19 protein-coding genes are annotated in these 20,022 nt (G+C 64.4%); 13 read left to right on the top strand and 6 right to left on the bottom strand.

What is annotated here, in order from left to right; all coding sequences use genetic code 11:
* Window positions 1-7: 7 nt before the first annotated feature.
* The 4 genes from AC1MLZ_RS09375 (at window position 8) to AC1MLZ_RS09360 (ending at window position 7,858) form a co-directional block, all read left to right on the top strand.
* Entirely contained in the window at window positions 8-3,544 is a 3,537-nt protein-coding gene (locus AC1MLZ_RS09375) for a hydantoinase B/oxoprolinase family protein (RefSeq protein ID WP_480961407.1), read from the top strand.
* 151 nt (window positions 3,545-3,695) lie between these two features.
* Window positions 3,696-5,999: a glycoside hydrolase family 3 C-terminal domain-containing protein gene (locus tag AC1MLZ_RS09370; RefSeq protein WP_480961406.1), complete on the top strand. Its 2,304-nt coding sequence runs from the start codon at window positions 3,696-3,698 to the stop codon at window positions 5,997-5,999.
* Window positions 5,996-7,237 (top strand): alpha-galactosidase, encoded by a 1,242-nt coding sequence (locus tag AC1MLZ_RS09365; RefSeq protein WP_480961405.1) that lies wholly within the window; start codon window positions 5,996-5,998, stop codon window positions 7,235-7,237. Before AC1MLZ_RS09370 ends, AC1MLZ_RS09365 begins: the two co-directional genes overlap by 4 nt.
* 240 nt (window positions 7,238-7,477) lie before the next feature.
* On the top strand, window positions 7,478-7,858 hold the full coding sequence (locus tag AC1MLZ_RS09360; protein ID WP_480961404.1) for a response regulator: 381 nt from the start codon (window positions 7,478-7,480) through the stop codon (window positions 7,856-7,858).
* Window positions 7,859-7,873: 15 nt separating this feature from the next.
* Here the strand turns inward: AC1MLZ_RS09360 and AC1MLZ_RS09355 are convergent, their stop codons facing one another.
* The 4 genes from AC1MLZ_RS09355 to AC1MLZ_RS09340 form a co-directional block, all read right to left on the bottom strand.
* The gene (locus AC1MLZ_RS09355) at window positions 7,874-8,134 is read right to left on the bottom strand and encodes a DUF6894 family protein (protein ID WP_480961403.1); all 261 of its coding nucleotides are present in this window, start codon (window positions 8,132-8,134) and stop codon (window positions 7,874-7,876) included.
* Window positions 8,135-8,175: 41 nt separating this feature from the next.
* Window positions 8,176-8,874, bottom strand: a complete 699-nt coding sequence (locus AC1MLZ_RS09350) for a Crp/Fnr family transcriptional regulator (protein WP_480961402.1) — start codon at window positions 8,872-8,874, stop codon at window positions 8,176-8,178.
* Window positions 8,875-9,014: 140 nt separating this feature from the next.
* On the bottom strand, window positions 9,015-9,266 hold the full coding sequence (locus tag AC1MLZ_RS09345) for a DUF6894 family protein (RefSeq protein WP_480961401.1): 252 nt from the start codon (window positions 9,264-9,266) through the stop codon (window positions 9,015-9,017).
* Complete coding sequence (locus AC1MLZ_RS09340) at window positions 9,263-9,979, bottom strand: Crp/Fnr family transcriptional regulator (protein ID WP_480961400.1); 717 nt, start codon at window positions 9,977-9,979, stop codon at window positions 9,263-9,265. Before AC1MLZ_RS09340 ends, AC1MLZ_RS09345 begins: the two co-directional genes overlap by 4 nt.
* Before the next feature lie 205 nt (window positions 9,980-10,184).
* Here AC1MLZ_RS09340 and AC1MLZ_RS09335 point away from each other — a divergent pair, with 205 nt between their 5' ends.
* The 6 genes from AC1MLZ_RS09335 (at window position 10,185) to AC1MLZ_RS09310 (ending at window position 15,142) form a co-directional block, all read left to right on the top strand.
* Window positions 10,185-10,463, top strand: coding sequence for a hypothetical protein (locus AC1MLZ_RS09335; RefSeq protein ID WP_480961399.1), 279 nt, complete (start codon window positions 10,185-10,187; stop codon window positions 10,461-10,463).
* The gene (locus tag AC1MLZ_RS09330; RefSeq protein WP_480961398.1) at window positions 10,460-11,263 is read left to right on the top strand and encodes a Crp/Fnr family transcriptional regulator; all 804 of its coding nucleotides are present in this window, start codon (window positions 10,460-10,462) and stop codon (window positions 11,261-11,263) included. The genes AC1MLZ_RS09335 and AC1MLZ_RS09330 overlap by 4 nt, the downstream gene beginning before the upstream one ends.
* Window positions 11,260-11,940: a sensor histidine kinase gene (locus tag AC1MLZ_RS09325; protein WP_480961397.1), complete on the top strand. Its 681-nt coding sequence runs from the start codon at window positions 11,260-11,262 to the stop codon at window positions 11,938-11,940. The genes AC1MLZ_RS09330 and AC1MLZ_RS09325 overlap by 4 nt, the downstream gene beginning before the upstream one ends.
* A gap of 75 nt (window positions 11,941-12,015) precedes the next feature.
* Window positions 12,016-12,180: a hypothetical protein gene (locus AC1MLZ_RS09320; protein WP_480961396.1), complete on the top strand. Its 165-nt coding sequence runs from the start codon at window positions 12,016-12,018 to the stop codon at window positions 12,178-12,180.
* A gap of 68 nt (window positions 12,181-12,248) precedes the next feature.
* Entirely contained in the window at window positions 12,249-12,602 is a 354-nt protein-coding gene (locus AC1MLZ_RS09315; protein WP_480961395.1) for a hypothetical protein, read from the top strand.
* Window positions 12,603-12,766: 164 nt separating this feature from the next.
* Window positions 12,767-15,142, top strand: coding sequence for a PAS domain-containing protein (locus tag AC1MLZ_RS09310; RefSeq protein WP_480961394.1), 2,376 nt, complete (start codon window positions 12,767-12,769; stop codon window positions 15,140-15,142).
* A 258-nt stretch (window positions 15,143-15,400) separates the two neighbouring features.
* Here AC1MLZ_RS09310 and AC1MLZ_RS09305 read toward each other — a convergent pair whose 3' ends face one another.
* A complete protein-coding gene (locus AC1MLZ_RS09305; RefSeq protein ID WP_480961393.1) occupies window positions 15,401-15,805 on the bottom strand; it encodes a MerR family transcriptional regulator in 405 nt (134 codons plus the stop codon).
* An 84-nt stretch (window positions 15,806-15,889) separates the two neighbouring features.
* On the opposite strand from AC1MLZ_RS09305, the gene AC1MLZ_RS09300 reads away from it, so the two are divergent.
* Together AC1MLZ_RS09300 and AC1MLZ_RS09295 are read left to right on the top strand one after the other, a co-directional pair.
* Window positions 15,890-16,675, top strand: a complete 786-nt coding sequence (locus tag AC1MLZ_RS09300) for a MauE/DoxX family redox-associated membrane protein (RefSeq protein WP_480961392.1) — start codon at window positions 15,890-15,892, stop codon at window positions 16,673-16,675.
* A 505-nt stretch (window positions 16,676-17,180) separates the two neighbouring features.
* Window positions 17,181-17,345 (top strand): hypothetical protein, encoded by a 165-nt coding sequence (locus AC1MLZ_RS09295; protein WP_480961391.1) that lies wholly within the window; start codon window positions 17,181-17,183, stop codon window positions 17,343-17,345.
* Between the two features lie 44 nt (window positions 17,346-17,389).
* On the opposite strand, the gene AC1MLZ_RS09290 is transcribed toward AC1MLZ_RS09295, so the two are convergent.
* Entirely contained in the window at window positions 17,390-18,403 is a 1,014-nt protein-coding gene (locus tag AC1MLZ_RS09290; protein ID WP_480961517.1) for a mannose-1-phosphate guanylyltransferase, read from the bottom strand.
* 225 nt (window positions 18,404-18,628) lie between these two features.
* Between AC1MLZ_RS09290 and AC1MLZ_RS09285 the strand changes: the two genes are divergently transcribed.
* Window positions 18,629-20,017, top strand: a complete 1,389-nt coding sequence (locus tag AC1MLZ_RS09285; protein ID WP_480961390.1) for a TIGR03013 family XrtA/PEP-CTERM system glycosyltransferase — start codon at window positions 18,629-18,631, stop codon at window positions 20,015-20,017.
* Window positions 20,018-20,022: the final 5 nt, after the last annotated feature.

Here is a 20,022-nt window from a genome sequence, read left to right as displayed (position 1 = left end):
TTGACCGATGACCGCATGGCAGTTCTGGATCGACCGCGGCGGCACGTTCACCGACGTCGTCGCGCGGCAACCCGACGGGCGGATCGTCACCGCCAAGCTGCTGTCGGAGGACCCCGAGCGCTACACTGATGCGGCGGTCGAGGCGATCCGGCGGTTGACTCACGGCGCGGACGTGCCGCTCGAACTGCGGATCGGGACGACGGTCGCGACCAACGCGTTGCTCGAACGCAAGGGGGAGCCGACGTGTCTCGCGATCACGCGCGGGTTCGGCGATGCGCTGCTGATCGGGCACCAGGAACGCGCGGACATCTTCGCGCGCGACGTGAACCGGCCGCCGCCGCTATTCGCGCACGTCGTGGAGATCGACGAGCGGGTCGGGGCAGAGGGCGACGTACTCCGTCCGCTCGACGTCGATGCGGCCCGCGCAGGATTGCAGGCGGCGTTCGATAGCGGGCTGCGTGCGGTCGCGATTGTTCTTGTGCACGGCTATCGCTTCACTGCGCACGAGGACGCGCTGGCAGCAATCGCGGGCGAGATCGGCTTTACGCAAATCTCGGTCAGCCACCGCGTTGCGCCGTTGATCAAGCTGATCGGGCGAGGCGATACAACCGTTGTAGATGCGTATCTGTCCCCGGTCGTCGATCGCTATGTCGCGGGGTTGAGCGACGCGCTGGGGCAGGGCGCGCTGTTCATGCAGTCGTCGGGCGGGCTGGTCGATGGCGCAGGCTTTCGCGGCAAGGACGCGATCCTGTCGGGCCCGGCGGGGGGCATCGTCGGCATGGCGGCAACGGCTCGCGCGGCCGGGTTCGAGCATGTCATCGGCTTCGACATGGGCGGCACCTCGACCGACGTGTCGCACTACGCCGGGACGTACGAGCGTGACACTGAGACACTGATCGCCGGCGCCCGCATCCGCGCGCCGATGCTGCGGATCCACACGGTGGCGGCGGGCGGCGGCTCCATCTGCCGCTTCGATGGCGAGCGGTTGATCGTCGGCCCTGAGAGCGCGGGTGCGGTGCCGGGGCCTGCGTGCTATCGCCGTGGCGGACCGCTCACGGTGACCGATTGCAACGTGATGCTGGGCAAAGTGCGCTCCGAATTCTTCCCGGCGCTGTTCGGACCAGCAGGCGACCAGCCGCTCGATGCCGAGGCCGTGGCTGCGCGGTTCGCGGAACTGCCGCTCGATCCGCAGGTCGCAGCCGAAGGGTTCGTCGCGGTCGCGGTGGCGAACATGGCGAATGCGATCAGGACGATTTCCGTCGCGCGCGGGCATGACGTGACGCGCTATACGCTGGCCTGCTTCGGCGGGGCCGGGGGGCAGCACGCGTGCTTGGTTGCCGATGCGCTGGCGATGGACCGCGTGATGATCCACCCGCTGGCCGGCGTGCTGTCAGCGTACGGCATGGGGCTGGCCGATCGCCGGGTTCTTCGAGAGGCCACGTCCGGGGCGGCGTTCACAAACTATGCCGCGATCACCCAGGCGCTGGACGGGTTGGCGGAGGCGGCGCGCGACGCGCTGGTGGCGCAGGGTGTCGCGGTGGAGGCCGTGCGGATCGAGCGGCGCGTGCATCTCCGGCGAGGCCAGACCGACCACACGATCGAACTCGATCTCGACGAACCGGCAGCGATGATCGCCGCGTTCGACGCCGCACACATCGCGCAGTTCGGTTTTGCCAGCGCAGCGCCGCTGATCGCCGACCGGATTGTCGCCGAGGCAATCGCCGAGAGCCCGCCGATCGACGCCGCGCTGGTCGCGTTCCCCGACGAACCCGCTGCGCCGCTAGCAATCGTCCCCGTCTACATGGCAGGCGCGTGGCACGACACGCCTGTCCTCGCCCGCGAAGGGCTACCTGTCAGCCATGCCATCGATGGCCCCGCGCTGATCCTCGACAGCGTCTCGACCACGATCGTCGAGGCCGGCTGGCGCGCGCGCGTCGATCCGATCGGCAACCTGATCCTCGACCGCATCGCACCCCGTATCGGCGCCAGCATCGGCACCGAATCCGACCCGGTCCGGCTGGCGATCTTCGCCGGGCTGTTCATGAGCATCGCCGAGGAGATGGGCGCCGCGCTCCAGCGCTCCGCCGCATCGGTCAACATCCGCGAGCGCCTCGATTTCAGTTGCGCGCTGTTCGACGCGCACGGCAACCTCGTCGCGAACGCACCGCACATCCCGGTGCATCTCGGCTCGATGGGCGAAAGCATCCGCACGATCATCGACGCGCGAGGGAATAACGCAGACGGCCGCGGTATCCGCCGTGGCGACGCCTACGCACTCAACGCGCCCTATCGCGGCGGCACGCACCTCCCCGACATCACCGTCATCATGCCAGTCTTCGCAGGCGATAACGACGCCCCCGCCTTCTTCGTCGCCGCGCGCGGCCATCACGCAGACGTTGGCGGGATCACGCCCGGATCGATGCCGCCCGAAAGCCGCTCGGTCGAGGAAGAGGGCGTGCTGCTCGACGACGTACTGGTGGTCGACGAAGGCCGCTTTCTCGAAGCCGAACTGCGCGCAGTCTTCGCGAGCGGCCCCTATCCCGCCCGCAACATCGACCAGAACATCGCCGATCTAGCCGCGCAACTCGCCGCCTGCACGCGCGGCGCGGCGGGACTTACACGGCTGGCCGGCGAATATGGCACCGACGTCGTTGCGGCGTACATGGAGCACGTTCAGGCCAATGCCGACGCCGCCGTCCGCCGTCTGATCGCGACGCTCGACGATGGCGCGTTCGCGTACGAAATGGACGACGGTGCAGTCGTCCGCGTGGCAGTCCGCGTCGATCGCGAGACCGCGACGATGGTCGTGGACTTCGCCGGTACCAGCGAACAGCGCCCGACCAACTTCAACGCCCCCGTCTCGATCGTTCGCGCGGCGGTGCTGTACGTCGTCCGCGCGCTGATCGACGAAGCCGTCCCGCTCAACGACGGCTGCCTGCGCGGCGTGACGATCCGCGTGCCCGAGGGCTCGATGCTCAACCCGCGCTATCCGGCCGCGGTCGTCGCCGGCAACGTCGAGACGAGCCAGGTCGTCACCGACGCGCTGTTCGGCGCGCTCGGCGCGATGGCGGCGAGCCAGGGGACGATGAACAACTTCACCTTCGGCAACGACGTGCACCAATATTACGAGACGATCGCCGGCGGCGCGGGCGCAGGCCCCGGCTTCGACGGCGCGTCGGTGATCCAGACGCACATGACCAACAGCCGGCTGACCGACCCGGAGATCTTCGAGACGCGCTTCCCGGTGTTACTGGAGGAATTCTCGACCCGCCGCGGCTCGGGCGGGGCAGGCGTGCACCACGGCGGCGACGGGGCGACGCGACGCGTGCGGTTCCTCGGCGACATGACCGCCTGTATCCTCGCCAACCGCCGCCGCGTGGCCCCGTTCGGCATGGCGGGCGGCGAGCCGGGTGGACTGGGCTCGGCAACCATCGAGCGCGCGGATGGCAGCGTCGAGCACCTCGGGTCCACCGCCAAGGTCGACATGCACGGCGGCGACGTGTTCGTGATCAAGACGCCTGGCGGCGGCGGTTTCGGCGGTTAGAGCGTCAGCCGGGGCTGCCATCGCTCATAAGCCGGTCCCGCCTCCGACATCAGCCTATCAATCTGCCGGATTTGAATCGACCACCGGTTGTGCTCGCACCAGAGACACGGCACACCGCGATACAATTCGTCGTATAATTCAGGTGAGGCCCATGACCGTATCCCACTCCCGCCGCGTGCTCGTCCGATTGCTGGCGGGATCGGTCCTGGCGCTATCTGCTCCGATCACAGCGCAGACGACCAACAACGCGCCGGGTGCAGCGGCGGCGCGAACCGAGGCCCCCAAGGCGCGGCCCTGGATGAACACCGCGCTATCCGCGGATGCGCGCGTCGACCTGCTTCTCAAGGAGATGACGCTCGACGAGAAGTTGCAGCTCACCTTCGGCTATTTCGCGACTACCGCCGACTGGCAGAAGACGCCGATCAAGAATTTCGTCTATCCGAAGGACGGCCTAGCCGCGTCCGCTGGAATCGTGCCGGGCATTCCGCGGCTCGGCATCCCGAACCAGTGGCAGACCGATGCCGGCGTCGGCGTCGCCAGCCAGCGCGGGCCGACGCCGCGTCTGCGCACGTCGCTGCCGTCCGGGATCGCGACCACGTCGACCTGGAACCCCGAACTCGCGGAGGCGGGCGGCGCGATGATCGGCAACGAGGCGTTCCTGTCGGGCTTCAACGTGCAGCTGGCAGGCGGGATGAACCTGACGCGCGAACCGCGCAACGGGCGCAATTTCGAATATGGCGGCGAGGATCCCCTGCTGGCGGGTGTGATCACCGGGCACGAAATCAGAGGCATCCAGTCGCAGCACGTCGTCTCGACGATGAAGCACTTCGCGTTCAATGGGCAGGAGACGAACCGCTTCACGATGGACCACAGGATCGGCGAACAGGCCGCGCGCCAGTCCGATCTGCTCGCGTTCGAGATCGCCAACGAGATCGGCCGACCCGGCTCCGTCATGTGCTCGTACAACCGCGTGAACGGCCATTATGCGTGCGAGAATGATTGGCTGCTCAACACTGTCCTGAAGCGTGACTGGGGTTTCAAGGGCTATGTCATGTCCGACTGGGGGGCGGTGCACTCGACCAGCGAGGCGGCAAACGCCGGGCTCGACCAGCAGTCCGGCTGGGCGTTCGATCGCTCGGCATACTTCGCGGATGCGCTGCGCGAGGCGGTCAACAACGGCCATGTCAGCGAAGCGCGCGCGACCGACATGGCGCGCCGCGTATTGTGGGGGATGTTCTCCGTAGGCGCGTTCGACACGGTCGTCGCAGGCGACCGCGCGACGACGATCGATTACACCGCCCATGCCGTGGTGACGCGCACGGACGCGGAAGAGGGCATTGTCCTGCTCAAGAACACCGCCGGGCTGCTGCCGATCGCCAAGACCGCGAAGTCGATCCTGCTGATCGGCGCGCATGCCGATGTCGGCGTGCTGTCGGGTGGTGGTTCGAGCCAGGTCTATTCGCCGAACGCGCCGGCCAACGGCCTGGTCGTGCCCGACGCCTTCCCGAGCGGCTTCCCAGGCCCCAAGACCTATCACGCGTCGTCGCCGCTGAAAGCGTTGCAGGCGCGGACCGGCGCGACGGTGACGTATCTCGACGGCAAGGACGTGAAGGCGGCTGCCGCGGCGGCGCGGAAAGCGGATGTCGTCGTGGTATTCGGCGAGCAGTGGACCGGCGAGTCGATCGACGCGCCCGACTTGAACCTCCCGGATAACCAGAATGCGCTGATCGATGCGGTCGCGCGCGCGAACACGAAGACGGTGGTCGTGCTCGAAACCGGCGGTCCGGTGGTGATGCCGTGGCTCGGCAAGGTCGGCGCGGTGCTGGAGGCATGGTATCCCGGCACGGCGGGCGGCGAGGCGATCGCGCGCGTGCTGACCGGTGAGGTCAACCCGTCGGGACATCTGCCCGCGACCTTCCCCGCGTCGCTCGCGCAGACGCCGCGGCCGGTGCTGGAGGGCGACCCGAAGCTCGACCGCGACGCGCATCCGATGGGCAATTACGACATCGAGGGGGCCGCGGTCGGCTATAAATGGTTCGACAAGACCGGCGCCAAGCCACTGTTCCCGTTTGGATACGGGCTTTCCTATACGAACTTCGCGATGAGCGGTTTGACCGCGGCGGCCGAGGGCAAGGGGATCAAGGCCGGCTTCTCCGTGAAGAACACGGGCGCGGTGCAGGGTAAGGCGGTGGCGCAGGTCTATGTATCGGGGGCGGGCTGGGAAGCGCCGAAGCGGCTGGGGGCATTCCGCAAGGTCGACCTTGCGCCGGGTGCCGACCAGTCGGTGTCGGTGACGATCGATCCGCGACTGCTCGCGACGTTCGACGTGACGCGTGGCGGCTGGAAGATCGCAGGCGGCGACTACAAGGTGATGCTCGCCACTTCGGCAACCGACATCGTCCAGACCGTGACGGTCCGCGTGCCCGCGCAGACGCTCGATCGGAACGGCCAGTGATCGCGATCCGGCAGATCGCCGCGGCGTTGATGCTCATCGTCGCGACCAGCGGCGCGGCCGCGCAGGACCAGCTCGTGGATCCCAACACCGTGCGCCCGTCGCGTGAAGCCGGGCGCACCGCCAACGGCCTCGCGATGACGCCGCCGATGGGGTGGAACAGCTGGAACAAGCATGGCTGCAAGGTCACCGAACAGATCATCCGCGACACCGCCGATGCGATGGTCGCGAACGGCATGAAGGCGGCGGGTTACGGCCATGTCGTGATCGACGATTGCTGGCACGGCGAGCGCGACAAGGAGGGCTTCATTACCGCGGACGCAAGCAAGTTTCCGTCGGGAATCAAGGCGTTGGCGGATTACGTGCACGCCAAGGGCCTGAAGTTCGGGATATACTCCGACGCCGGGCGAAAGACCTGCGGCGGGCGTCCGGGCAGCCAGGGGCACGAGTATCAGGACGCGCTCACCTATGCACGCTGGGGCGTCGATTATCTCAAATACGACTGGTGCTCGACCGGCGTGCGTAACGCCGAGGAGGCGTATGCGCTGATGTCGGACGCCATCCGCGCGACCGGGCGGCCGATGCTGCTGTCGATCTGCGAATGGGGCAACAACCGGCCCTGGGAGTGGGCGGCCAAGATCGGCAACATGTGGCGCACCACCGGCGACATCCGCGACGCGTGGGCGGGGCCGGTGACCTATTCGCTGGGGATGATGGACATCGTCGACAAGAACGAGCCGCTCTATCCCTATGCCGGGCCGGGCCACTGGAACGATCCCGACATGCTCGAGGTCGGCAATGGCGGGATGACCGACACCGAATATCGCGCGCATTTCAGCCTGTGGGCGATGATGGCGGCGCCGTTGATCGCGGGCAACGACGTGGCGAAGATGGACGCAAGGACTCGCACGATCCTGCTCAACAAGGACGTGATCGCGGTCGATCAGGATACGCTCGGGATGCAGGGGCGACGGGTGCGCGATGACGGCGATCACGAGGTCTGGGCGCGGCCGCTGGCGGATGGCAGCCGCGCGGTGCTGTTGCTGAACCGGGGGGCGGCTCCGGCGGAGATCGCGGTCGCGTGGCCGGAGATCGGCTACACCGCGGGGATGGCGTCGGATGTGCGTGATCTATGGTCGGGGACGACGCGGCGACTGCGTGAGGGACGCTTCTCCGCGATGGTCCCACCGCACGGGGTGGTGATGGTGAAGGTGACGCCGCGGCCCGTTCGTCCCGAGTAGCCGTCGAGCAGCTCCACAGGAGCGTATCGAGACAGCGTATCGAAGGGCAGGCTGGTACGCGGAACCTGTACCTCGATACGTGTCCTCGAATACGCGGCCAACGCAGCTACTCGGCACGAACGGGGATAGGGCGTAAGGTCGAACCGATCACCCAGTGCCGCCTTCACCCGCATCCCCATTATGGATGTCGAAAATGGTATCGGCAGGCGAACCCTCTACTCCGACGTGCGTTGAGGCGGCATGACCACCGAGCCAAAATCATCTGTCCTTGTTGTTGAAGACGAGATGTTCATCCGCATGCTCGCCGTCGATACGCTCGAGGACCGCGGCTACGTGATCCTCGAAGCAGGAGACGCTCGGGAGGCACTGGAACTCCTCGAGCACACACCAAATATCTCGCTGATCTTCACCGACATCAACATGCCGGGGGACATTGATGGGCTGGATCTGGCCATGGAGGTTGCGAAGCGGTGGCCGCAGATCGAGATCATCGTCACGTCGGGCGGGGTTCGTATCAAGGATGACGTCCTGCCGGATACCGGCAAATTTCTTCCCAAACCCTATTCGCCGGCCGATCTGGCCCGGTTGGTCAAATCGCAGCTCGTCGGTCGCGAGGAGTGAGCTGGTCCAGTAGCTCTAGATCGCCTTCAAGCGGTACAGGAGGCTGCGTGGTAGAGCATCGTCCATCTCCACGACGTCGGTCACGTTGCCGTCGCCAGCCGCGATCAGGATCCGGCGCGTTCCGATATCCTGCTGCCTGAGGATCGCCGCGGCCCATAATTGTCGGGCGGCGACGAGTGCTTCCTCGCGCGCAGCCGCGAGATCGGGCAGTTCGCTGCCCTCCTCATCCTCGATCCGCTGCGTCCCGTCATCGATATGAAGGAAAAAACGGGGCATGCTGGCGGTATCCATAACTTGATCAGAGTTAGACTGATGGTTCAGCGTAGCTGACCGATCAAGCGCTCATATTCGGCTTCGGGAACGCCGTATCCGGTGCCGGCGAACTCTTCGAGATCCTCGCGCTTGCGTATCACGATCAGCCCGCGGGTCGCCTTGATGAAGCCAAGCCCTTCGAGCGAGTGCAAGGCGATCGTCACGCTCGGTCGGCGGACGCCGAGCATAAGTGCCAAAAAGTCGTGGGTCAGAGGTATCTCGTCGTCATCCTGGCGATCGTGGCTCATCAGCAGCCAGCGGGCCAACCGCTCCTCGACAGTATGCACGGCGTTCGACAATGCGGTGTAGGTGGTCTGCGTCGAATAGGCCTGAACGTAGCGCATAAGCAGTTTCCGGATGCTGGCATGGTCGTCCAGCACCTGCCGCAAGATATCCCCATCGATGTTATACGCGGCGCCGGTGACCTGCATGAAGATACGGTGCGGCGTACGGTCGGCGTCGAGAACGAGCGGCATGCCGACCAGGCCATCGCGGCCGGCAAGGCCGACTTCGATACCCTGATCGCCGCCTGCCATGGCGATAATCGAACTCAGCCCGCTCTCGGGGAACCAGACGCGCGAGATAGGCTCGTTCGGCAGAACGAGAACGGTGCCGCGCTCCAGCTCGGACCACCGCAGATGTGGGCGCAGGACCTCCTGGTCAACGGGCGACAGGGCACGAAGAAGTCGATTGTTGAACGCCATGCTGCCCTTGCGACATCTTTCGTATCTAAAAGCCAGTAGCGATGCTGGCCCCTGTTGCAGTTGATATAAGTTGGTAGATGCGGATTAAGGTTCGGGCGAGCGTGCAGCGCCTTTTGGTTCGATACCGTACCAACCTCCTCTCAGTCGGCAGTGATGAAGTGCGGCGGCAGAGCGTCGCGAAAAGGTACTGTCAGGAGCACTTGGCCGGCTTCGTCGGTAATCTGGAAGGCGGTGCCGAGCGGCGCAGCGCCCGTCAGGATGGCGTTGGCCAGAAGCTGGCGTGCGGCCAGGATAGCCTCGTGCCTTGCGGCCATCAGGTCGACGGCTTCGGTGCCGTCCGGGTCTTCGATGATACCGTTCGCAATTTGCTGATGCAAATAGAAGCGGCTCAAGCGAATGGACCGATAAGGCGACGATACTCCGCCTCGGGGGTGCCATACATGCCGTCGGCAAAGTCGATCAGGGCGTCGCGGTCCTTGATCGTGATGTGGCCACGCCGGGCCTTGATGAACCCATAGCCCTCGATCATGTGCAGGGCGGTCGTGACGCTGGGGCGCTGTACCGCCAGCATGATCGACAGGAACTCGTGCGTCAGCGCTATGTCGTCGCCGGTCACCCGGTCGTGACACATCAACAGCCAGCGCGCGAGACGCCCCTCGACCGACTGATTGACGTTGGACAGCGCGGTATAGCTGGTCTGCGAAATGAAGACGTGGACATAGCGCAACAGCGTCTCGCGCAGGGACTTGGAATGATCGCACGCGCTACGCAGGGCTTCGATGCTGACACGGTAGCCCTCACCCTCGACCTGTACCAATGTCGTCTGGGGGCATCGATCGACGCCGAGCAGGCAGCCAAAACCCGACAGGCCCTCACGGCCGAAAATTCCCGCCTCGACGCGCCGGCTGTCCGCGGTGCTGACCACGATCGAGCCGATGCCGCTGTTGAAGAAATGCGCGTGGGTGAACGGCTCGCCCGCCTCGATCAGCACGGTACCCTTGGGCAGGTCGACGGGTTCGAGATGCGGCGCGATCGCGGCGTAACCCGCAGCATCGATGACCGATAGCAGGCAATTGCGGACGAAGGATTGGGTCGGATGCGTCATGCGCCCTCGTTTGTTCGAAGGGCGGGAGTAACGAACTCTCAGCCATCTACGCCCGGGGTCGTCCGTAGATGATACAGCATTTGATACATCACACCGGCATCACCGTCAGTAACCAACTCCGTCATCTATCAGACCAAACTCCCTGCAAAGCTTGGCGAGAGCGTTAACATATGTATCCTGCATGAACATCAGCAGGAGAATCCCGATGCATGATGAAGATTACAGCTACCTAGCGAGTCGTCTCGCGGTCGAACGAAATCTTGCTCGTAATGCAACCTGCTGTGCGTCTGCTGCTGCTCATCAGGGTTTGGCGAACGCTTACCTCCTACGCCTGCAATCCCTGATATTGTCTCCCGCTGGGAACCAGTCAGGCATTGCTTCTGCGTTTAAAACCGAATGGCTGCGCGCCGAGCCGGTGAGAGATAGTTTCAATTCACATCCCGCAACGCATCTTGCGCATGTTGTAAAAGGTGATCTGGTATGACCGGAATGGCCCTACACCAATCAAGCCGCTCGCATCGTTGTGAGTATCGGCCATCGCGATATCTTCGCGAAACGAGCCTCTGGTGTTCGCCATTTCTGGCAAAGCAAGAGCGGCATGCGCTTGAGCAAGCCGTCACCTGGTCCAGGCAGTTCGAAATCAACAGGGATCTGATTTCCGAGGCCGATAAAGCGGATAATCTGCTGATCGTCGCTAGTGGCTGGGCTTGCCGTTACAGTTGTGTTTCTGATGGCGGCCGCCAGCTGACCGCACTCCTGGTGCCGGGGGACATGGCCAATCTTGATACGCTGCTCTTCGACCAGGTTGGGTATAGCGTGCGAACGCTCACCGATGCGACGATCGTCGCGTTGCCGCGCAGTCGGGCGCTCGCTTTGGCCAATGAACATCCCGGTATCGCGCGGACCTTCACGGGCCTTGCGATGATCGAAAACGCGGTCGCGAGTAAATGGATAGTGTCGCTCGGTCGCCGGTCGGCACACGCGCGTATCGCCCATCTGCTCTGCGAGATCGCGATCCGTCTCGGTATCGAGGACGGCAACCATGTCACCTTCCCGTTCCCGTTGCGACAGGAGCAGATCGGCGACCTGCTCGGCCTGACCAATATCCACGTCAATCGGATGATCCAGCATTTGCGCAGTGAAGGCCTCATCGAAATCCGCGATCGCGTGCTGACGATCCACGACGTCACGGCATTGCGCTTCGCTGCCGGGTTCGATCCGGCTTACTTGCATATGGACCAGACTATCGATGCCGCTGCCCGCGCTACGGTCGACGTCGCATGATCAGCGACCGCCTGCGCCCGCAGACTTCGGCGAAAGCCGCCGGAGTGCCTCGTTCGACCCGAGACAATGATCTTCTCCTCCGCGAGACCAATCACCGGTGCAGCAACGACCTGCAGCTCGTGGTCAGTTTGCTCGCGCTGCAAAGCCAGCGGGCAACGAACCCGGAGGCACGGCAGGCGCTGACCGATGCCATGGAGCGGGTTTCCATTCTCGCCCGCGCGCGCAGTACCATGCACGGCGATCGACACCCCTCGATCGAGGCTGCGCTGCGCCAGGTATGCGAGGCACTGCACGCGCAAGCAGAGCCAAGGTCCATCCTCGTGTCGCTACAGGTCACCGACGATGTCGATGGCCTGACGTCGAACGAGGTCACGACGCTTGCCCTGGTCGCCAACGAGCTGGCAACTAACGCGATCAAGCATGGCTACAAGGACGGTAAGGCGGGCCACATTCGGGTCACGCTCGGTCGGACCTCGGCCGGCGACGTATCGGTCATCGTCGACGATGACGGGCTGCCGTTTCCAGACCTCGATCGGCCCAATCATAATGGGCTGGGCCTCGGATTGGTAAAACGGCTGACGGCATCGATCGGCGGTCTCTTCATTCCGCCCAAGGCAGGATCCAAGGCGTTCGAGCTTCGCGTTTCCGAGAAACTGCGCATAGCCCGGGCCAGGTGAGACCCCGTGATTGGCGGGGCAAGCCGCGCGTCGGGTCAAATGGTCCTACCGAATAGACTTGTGGGAGAAGCGACGTTGACGACTATTCCTGCCGACCAAGCGCAAACGATGGCGAGCGAGATCGATCGCCTGATCGGGCTCGCCGACAGCTATGAGGACTTCGTTCTGGGCGCCCTGCTGTGCGCGGCGCTCGACCATCTTGAGCACGCTTGGGATGCGCCCATTACCTCTTCGCCTTGAACCGTCGCAACCACCCTGTCGTGTAGGTGTTGTGTGCGGAAAGACGTGAAAAAATCGGAGGGCCGTGGGTGATCGATCATGACGACGCTGCCAATCTCGCGGCTTTCATGCTGGCCTTCAGGCGTAGCCGTACCGAGGAACTTCCCTCATCGTTTTTCGGCGAACCCAGCTGGGACTTTCTTCTCGAGCTGTTCATTGCCGATGCGCGCGGTGTTCGCATGACCGGGCGACACATCAGCGAGCAGCACCGCATTCCAACCAAAGTAGCATCCCGTTGGCTCATGCATTTGACCGCCGAGGGACTTATCGTCGGCGATGGCACCGGTGATCTCGACGAAGCGCTGACGCTGTCGGGGGCCGCGATAGGGAAAATGGAACGTCTGTTGCAGAAAGCCAGCACCTTGAAGCACCGCGTATCTTGAACGGCCGCGGCGGCAAAGTTCGCGAGGCGCGGCTCCGCCATGCCCGTGGTGACGCGGCTTATGGAACGATCGGGCGCCCCGATCGCGTTGGTAATTATATGCGCTTTTACAGTGTGTTCGGCAGTTGATAGATGGCCGGAATAGATCAGCGCTCTGAGGACGTTATGACAGATCGGACCGAAAACGCGGTTAGCGTTGAACAGCGCCTGCGCGAGAGTGAAGCCCGCCTCCGCCTGCTGACCGAAGCGAGTTCGGACGTGCTTTACCGAATGAGCCCGGACTGGGGCGAGATGAAGGAGCTCGACGGCGGCGGGTTCCTGCCCAGCACGCCTTCGTCGAAGCCGAACCGTTCGTGGTTGCTCGCCTATATTCCCGAGACCGATCGGGCCGCGGTGACCGCTGCCATCGATGACGCCATCCGGCTCAAGAAGACGTTCGACCTCGAACATCGGGTTGTTCGCAAGGATGGAACGGTCGGCTGGACCGTGTCCCGCGCCGTTCCGCTGCTGAGCCCGGGGGGCGAGATCGTCGAATGGTTCGGCGCGGCGAGCGACATCAGCGCCCGTCGCGATGCGGAGGCCGCGCTTCATGAGAGCGAAGCGAAGTTGCGCAAGCTGAACGCGACGCTCGAACAGCAGGTCGACGAGCGCACGGCCGAGCGGGACCGCATGTGGGACACCTCGCCCGATCTCCTCGCGGTGATCGACTTCGACGGTATATTCCACCGCGTCAATCCGGCCTGGACCACGGTTCTCGGCTATGCCCCTGACGAGCTGATCGGACATCACGTCAACGAATTCGTCGTCCCGGACGATCACGGCAAGACGGTCGGCGCCTATGAAACGGCCGCGACCGGCAATCAGAAGATCGAAAACCGCTACCTTCACAAGGACGGCTCGACCCGCACGATCTCATGGGTCGCCGCACCTGCGGGCGACATCGCCTATGCGACGGGCCGCGACGTCACCGCAGAGCGGGACATGGAATCCAGGCTGCACGACGAGCAGGATTTCGCGCGCCTTGCCCTCTCGGCCGTGGGCGGCGTGGGCGTGTGGACCTACGATGTCGCCGCCGACTGCTTCTACTGCGACGAAGCCATCTCGGCGCTGTACGCGCTCGATCCGGAGCGCGGCGCGGCGGGCCTGACGAGTGAAGAGTTCCTGGCTCACGTCCATCCGCAGGACCGCCTCACCCTGCAGGAAACGATGTCCGGCGGGCTGCAGCATCCGGAAGACCTGGAACTGGAATATCGGCTGGTGCATCCGGACGGGTCGATCCGCTGGGTGCTGTCCCGTGGGCACACCCACTTCGACGAGAGTGGCAAACCCGTCCGGCGAACCGGTGTCGGCGTCGATATGACCGGGCAGCGGCAAATCGAGGATCAGCTCCGCCAGGCGCAGAAGATGGAAGCGGTCGGTCAGCTTACCGGCGGGCTGGCCCATGACTTCAACAATCTCCTGACCGGTATGATGGGCAATCTGGAGTTGCTGCAGATGCGACTGCAACGAGGCAAGCTCGACGACGCCGAGCGCTTTATCCACGCCGCCCAAGGCGCCGGGCGGCGCGCGGCTTCCCTCACCCAGCGACTGCTCGCCTTTTCGCGGCGACAGACGCTCGATCCCAAGCCAACCGACGTCAATCGCCTGATCGCCGGAATGGAAGACCTGCTGTGCAGGACGGTGGGGTCGACCGCCGATATCGAGGTGGCGGGAGCGGCCGGGCTGTGGCCCGCCATGATCGACGCAACGCAACTCGAAAGCGCCATTCTCAATCTGTGCATAAACGCACGTGACGCCATGCCCGACGGCGGCCGGATCACGATCGAGACGGCGAACGCGTGTTTGGACGACCGCGCAGCGCTGGAGCGCGACCTGCCGCCGGGTCAATATCTGTCGATCTGCGTGACGGACACGGGCACGGGCATGTCGCAGGAGACGATCGAGCGCGCCTTCGAGCCCTTCTATACGACCAAGCCGATCGGCCAGGGCACTGGGCTCGGCCTGTCGATGATCTACGGCTTCGCTCGCCAGTCGGGTGGACAGGTCAGGATCTACTCGGAGGTCGGGCAGGGAACGACGATCTCCATCTATCTTCCCCGCTATGCCGGTGATGCCCTACCGAGCGAGGCGGAAGAGGCGATCGCAACGGCCGCATCGGCCAGCGGCGAGACGATCCTGGTCGTCGATGACGAGGCGACGATCCGACATCTCATCGACGAGGTGCTCGACGAGCAGGGCTATACCGTGATCGGGGCGGCGGATGGCGCGGCAGGCATCAAGGTTCTGCAATCGGGCGCCAAGATCGAGCTGCTGATCACCGATGTCGGATTGCCGAACGGCATGAACGGGCGGCAGGTCGCCGACGCTGCGCGTTCCCTGCGGCCCGATTTGAGGGTGCTGTTCATCACCGGCTATGCGGAGAATGCCGCGGTCGGCAACGGCCACCTCGAGCCCGGCATGGAGTTGCTCACCAAGCCTTTCACCATGCAGGGGCTGGCGGCCAAGGTCGCGGAGATGATGAAGGTCAGTGCTGACGCATAGGCGGAAAGCGTGAATTCAAACATCGCGAGCGGTCGTCTCGGACAGCCGGCATCGCCGAGCGAAGGTAGCTGAATCGGAAGGTCACGATAGTCCGGAAGCGACGACGGGCTTGTCGCATCCGGACCGGCAACTCTGGCCGTCTCTCTTCCCGGAACCGGTCTATAAGAGCGTTATCAAGCTCAGGTGTTCCCATTCACGATCGCTATCGAGACAGCGAAAACCGTCGCGACCGCCGTCTTCCAATCGGAAGCGCAGAGTTCAGTTGCCGGACTGCTCGAACGAGGTCAGGATCGGGCACGGACCGGCCGCGCCGCTGCCGCACTGCTGAGCGAGCCGGCGCAGCGATGCGCGGGCCTGCTCCAATTCTTCGATCTTGGCGTCCAACGCCGCTATCCTCTCGCTGGCGAGTTCACGCGCCCGTGTTCGATCGTCCGTCGCATCGAGTGCCAGCAATTCCTCGATCTGCGTAAGCGTGAACCCAGCCGCTTGCGCCGAGCGGATGAAGCGTAGCCGGCGCACGTCTTCGACACCGTAGCGCCGTACGCTCCCGCCCTGTCCGGCGCCGTTGGGTCGCTCGGGCGTCTCCAGCAACCCACGTCGTTGGTAGTAGCGTACGGTCTCGACGCCGACGCCCGCCCCGCGCGCGAGCCCGGCAATAGTCATTTGGGCCAACCCTTGACTCCGTACCATGGTCCGGACCCTATATGGATGGCAGCCTGAAAGATACCAGCTCGAAAGCCGCTGCTCATGACCACGATCGCCGCCCCCCGCCACGCCACCTTGTACCGGATGGTAATGGACAAGCACGTCTGCCCCTACGGCCTGAAAGCCAAGGACCTGCTGCAGCGCGAGGGCTACACCGTTGACGACCGCTGGCTGACCACGCGGGAGGAAACGGACGCCTTCAAGGCCGAGAACGGCGTGAAGACGACGCCGCAGACCTTCATCGGGGGCGAGCGGATCGGCGGCTATGACGACGTGCGCCGCCATTTCGGTAAGGCCGTCGCCGATCCCAAGGCGACCACCTACACGCCGGTCGTTGCGCTGTTTGCAGTGACTGCGCTGATGGCGCTCGCTGCGAGCCATGCCGCTTACGGTACGCCCTTCACGCTACGAGCGGGCGAGTGGTTCATCGGGTTCAGCATGGCGGTGCTCGGGCTGCTCAAGCTCCAGAACATCGAGAGCTTCGCCACGATGTTCCTCAATTACGACCTGCTCGCGAAGCGCTGGGTGCGCTACTCCTACATCTACCCCTTCGCCGAGGGCATGGCGGGCGTGCTGATGATCGCAGGCGTGCTGACCTGGTTGTCGGCACCGGTCGCGCTGTTCATTGGGGCCGTGGGTGCCGTGTCGGTGTTCAAGGCGGTGTACCTCGATAGGCGCGAGCTGAAGTGTGCCTGCGTGGGCGGGGCCAGCAACGTGCCGCTCGGTTTCCTGTCGCTGACCGAGAACCTCATGATGATCGCGATGGCGGTATGGATGGGGCTGGCAGCGCTGGGCCTCGCGAGCGGGACTACGCACGCCATGCCGTAATCGTCACCCGTCGCTGTGTCTCCCTCGACCGCGGCCTACCAAGCCGCGAACGAGACGATGACGAGCGACATAGCGCGGGGCTATATGCATAGATAAGCCCAGAGGAAGCATGCGACACGGATCACCGTACCGCACCCGAGAAGCTGGTGATTTAGCCGGCAGCCTGATCGCCCAGATCCAGCAGCTGCGCTTTATGCATTTCCGCCCATGCACGGACTCCGGATCGATGGCCTCCTCAGCAAATAGGCGCGTCGTCCTCGACGGTGCCCATATAGCCCATGCGACCATCATTGAACGTCCAAGCCGATCGTCGCCTGATCGCAGCGCTTCCAGGATCGGAATTTCGGCGCGTCTGCGACCGGAACCGGCGCGGAACAGGCGTGCGTGGCGAAACCGTGGCGAAACTGCCGGAACAAGCGCGGATATCGTCGGTTTGACCCGAGAGCCCGGCGGTGTCCTTACCCCCCGAAGGATGCCGTCGGGTGTATGCGTAAGTGAGGTAGACGTGCGAAACGAGACATCCAGGCGTGAAGCCGGCGCACGATTGCACGACGTCGGCGAAGCGCTGCGCTCGTCCTGGCAGACGCCGACCGACACGATGATAACCGAGGACATTCCGACGCTGTTGACGCGTCTGTCGCAGGTGCCGAAGACCCGCAAGAAACCATAGCTCGATCGGTCCGGCGCGAGGCCGGACCGATCTCGCTCCCGATGTCAGTTCGTCGACGCGGCGGTCTTCATGGCCTCGATCAGCTTCTTCACTTCCTGGCTGCGCCCGCGCGGCATGATCAGCACGTCGTTGCCGCTCGCGACCACGATCAGGTCCTCGACCCCGACCAGCGAGACGCGCACGCCGTCGCTGCGGACGAAGCAGTTCCTCGTATCGATCGCCAACACGTTGCCGTCGCCGTGGCTGCGGTGCGCGTTGCCGTCACCGTCCGTGTCGCTGATCGCATGCAGTGCATCCCAGCTGCCGACGTCGTTCCAGCCCATGTCGACCGGCACGACCGCGACGCGGTCCGCCTTCTCCATGACCGCATAATCGATCGAGTCGTCGGGCGAAGCGGCGAAGGCGACTGCGTCTGGGTAGATCCGCGTGCCCTCGGTCCGTGCCTTGTCCATCGCCTCCTGCGTAGCCGTCAGGATGCCCGGATCGAACTGTGCAAGCGCTTCGAGATAGGCATCGGCAAGGAACAGGAATATTCCGCCGTTCCAGGCATGATCGCCGCTCGCCAGCATCGACTGCGCCTTGTCGAGGGGCGGCTTCTCGACGAACCGTGCGACGCGGTGGACGCCCGGCTTGAGTTCGTCGCCGATCTGGATCCAGCCATAGCCGGTCTCTGGTGCGTCAGGCGCGATGCCGAAGGTTACGAGCCACCCTTGCGTGACGAGCGGCATGGCCGCCTCGATCGCGGCGTGGAATGCTGCGATATCGCCGATGACGTGGTCCGACGGCATCACCAGCAGAGCATCGCCGCCGCCACCCGCTGCAATCGCCGCAAGGGCGATGGCGGGCGCCGTGTTGCGACCGGTGGGCTCGAGGATCAGCGCCTGCGGCGTTGCGCCGGCCTCTGCAAGCTGCTGCTCGACCAGATCGGCATGGCGCGCATTCGCGACCACGATCGGCGCGGCAAAGCGCTCGCCGAACGCACGACCGGCCGTCAGTTGCAGCATCGTCTCGTCGGCCGTCAGTGCCAGCATCTGCTTGGGCATTTCAGGGCGGGACATCGGCCAAAGGCGCGTGCCCGATCCACCTGACAAGATAACGGGAACGATTTTGCGTGCGGTCATGAATCCTCCGGGTGGCGCCGAGCTATAGCGGAGCCGCCACCGGTGCCAATCGTCAAATGTACCGATTGGATGCGCGGTCTTCAGGCTTTTTTCGTGTTTTCGTGCGAAACCAAGCGTTCAGGTGTCGGTAGCATTTACAATTAATGTGTCGGGAAGCGTTGCATGATACGGCTCTTCAAGCATTACGTGCCGCATACCGTGCTCCTGCTCGGGCTGGTCGATCTGGTCCTGCTGATCGTTTCGACAGAGCTCGGCTGGGTCGTTCGCGCGCATCAGATCGGCATGGTGGTCGAGCCGATCGATACCCGGATCGCGCAATTGCTGACGTTTGCGACCGCGTTGCAGGTCTCGCTGGTCGCGGTCGGAGCGTACGGCGTGGCATCGTTCCTGTCGCTCCGGTTCGCCGCCGCGCGGCTGGCCGTGGCGCTGGCGCTCGGCGTGATGTTCTTGTCGTTGATCTTCTTCCTGGTCCCCGCGCTCACCTTCTGGCGATCGAACCTGTTGTATTCCACGGTCATCGCGACCGTGTTGCTCGTCACCGTGCGGGCATTGCTGGGCAAGACGCTCGGTGGCGAGACGTTCAAGCGCCGCATCATCGTATTGGGTGCCGGAAAGCGTGCGGCGCAGATTCTCGAATTGTCCGAACAGCCCGGTATAAATTTCGTCGTCGCTGGCTTCGTATCGATGGGAGAGGCGAGCCCGGTCGTCGCGGTCACCACGCCGCGGGGCGATATCCCGAATCTGGCCGCGTATATCGTCGATCAGAATGCCAGCGAAGTCGTCCTGGCGCTCGACGAACGCCGCAACGCGCTGCCGATGAAGGATCTCCTGCGGGTCCGCACCACCGGCGTCCAGGTCAGCGAGATATCGAGCTTTCTCGAACGCGAAACGGGACGCATCGACCTGAAGAGCGTCAACCCGTCCTGGCTGATCTTCTCCGATGGCTTTGCGTCGAGCCGCATGCTGTCGAGCGTCTTCAAGCGTGCGTTCGACATCATCGCGAGCGGGCTGTTGCTCGTCCTGACGCTGCCGGTGATCCTGCTGACCGCGATCGCGATCAAGCTCGAATCGAAGGGCCCCGCATTCTACCGTCAGCGCCGCGTCGGGCTCTACAACGAGGATTTCGACATCCTGAAACTGCGCTCGATGCGGCAGGATGCCGAGGTAGCCGGGACGGCGGTCTGGGCGGCGGAGGACGATCCGCGGATTACCCGCATCGGTCGCTTCATCCGGAAAGTGCGAATCGACGAACTGCCGCAGACCTGGACCGTGCTGAAGGGCGAGATGAGCTTCGTCGGCCCACGCCCCGAACGCCCGCAGTTCGTCGAGCAGCTCGAGGATCAGCTGCCCTTCTATGCCGAGCGTCACATGGTGAAGCCCGGCATCACCGGCTGGGCGCAGATCAACTATCCCTATGGCGCGTCGATCGAGGATGCCCGGCACAAGCTGGAATACGACTTATATTACGCGAAGAATTATTCGCCGTTCCTAGACATGCTGATCCTGTTGCAGACGCTGCGCGTGGTGCTGTGGCCGGTCGGCGCGCGCTGAAACCG

Source organism: Sphingomonas sp. PEI4 (assembly GCF_056679955.1).
The sequence above is the reverse complement of the archived record's forward strand: the minus strand, read 5'-3'. Positions and strand labels throughout refer to the sequence as shown.

What these genes read in the sequence shown, in the direction of transcription:
- AC1MLZ_RS09310 (WP_480961394.1), top strand. Translation starts at nt 12,767, where the DNA reads ATGACAGATCGGACCGAAAACGCGGTTAGCGTTGAACAGCGCCTGCGC.
- AC1MLZ_RS09330 (WP_480961398.1), top strand. Translation starts at nt 10,460, where the DNA reads ATGACCGGAATGGCCCTACACCAATCAAGCCGCTCGCATCGTTGTGAG.
- AC1MLZ_RS09340 (WP_480961400.1), bottom strand. Translation starts at nt 9,979, where the DNA reads ATGACGCATCCGACCCAATCCTTCGTCCGCAATTGCCTGCTATCGGTC.
- AC1MLZ_RS09335 (WP_480961399.1), top strand. Translation starts at nt 10,185, where the DNA reads ATGCATGATGAAGATTACAGCTACCTAGCGAGTCGTCTCGCGGTCGAA.
- AC1MLZ_RS09375 (WP_480961407.1), top strand. Translation starts at nt 8, where the DNA reads ATGACCGCATGGCAGTTCTGGATCGACCGCGGCGGCACGTTCACCGAC.
- AC1MLZ_RS09300 (WP_480961392.1), top strand. Translation starts at nt 15,890, where the DNA reads ATGACCACGATCGCCGCCCCCCGCCACGCCACCTTGTACCGGATGGTA.
- AC1MLZ_RS09370 (WP_480961406.1), top strand. Translation starts at nt 3,696, where the DNA reads ATGACCGTATCCCACTCCCGCCGCGTGCTCGTCCGATTGCTGGCGGGA.
- AC1MLZ_RS09360 (WP_480961404.1), top strand. Translation starts at nt 7,478, where the DNA reads ATGACCACCGAGCCAAAATCATCTGTCCTTGTTGTTGAAGACGAGATG.
- AC1MLZ_RS09350 (WP_480961402.1), bottom strand. Translation starts at nt 8,874, where the DNA reads ATGGCGTTCAACAATCGACTTCTTCGTGCCCTGTCGCCCGTTGACCAG.
- AC1MLZ_RS09290 (WP_480961517.1), bottom strand. Translation starts at nt 18,403, where the DNA reads ATGTCCCGCCCTGAAATGCCCAAGCAGATGCTGGCACTGACGGCCGAC.
- AC1MLZ_RS09325 (WP_480961397.1), top strand. Translation starts at nt 11,260, where the DNA reads ATGATCAGCGACCGCCTGCGCCCGCAGACTTCGGCGAAAGCCGCCGGA.
- AC1MLZ_RS09355 (WP_480961403.1), bottom strand. Translation starts at nt 8,134, where the DNA reads ATGCCCCGTTTTTTCCTTCATATCGATGACGGGACGCAGCGGATCGAG.
- AC1MLZ_RS09285 (WP_480961390.1), top strand. Translation starts at nt 18,629, where the DNA reads ATGATACGGCTCTTCAAGCATTACGTGCCGCATACCGTGCTCCTGCTC.
- AC1MLZ_RS09305 (WP_480961393.1), bottom strand. Translation starts at nt 15,805, where the DNA reads ATGACTATTGCCGGGCTCGCGCGCGGGGCGGGCGTCGGCGTCGAGACC.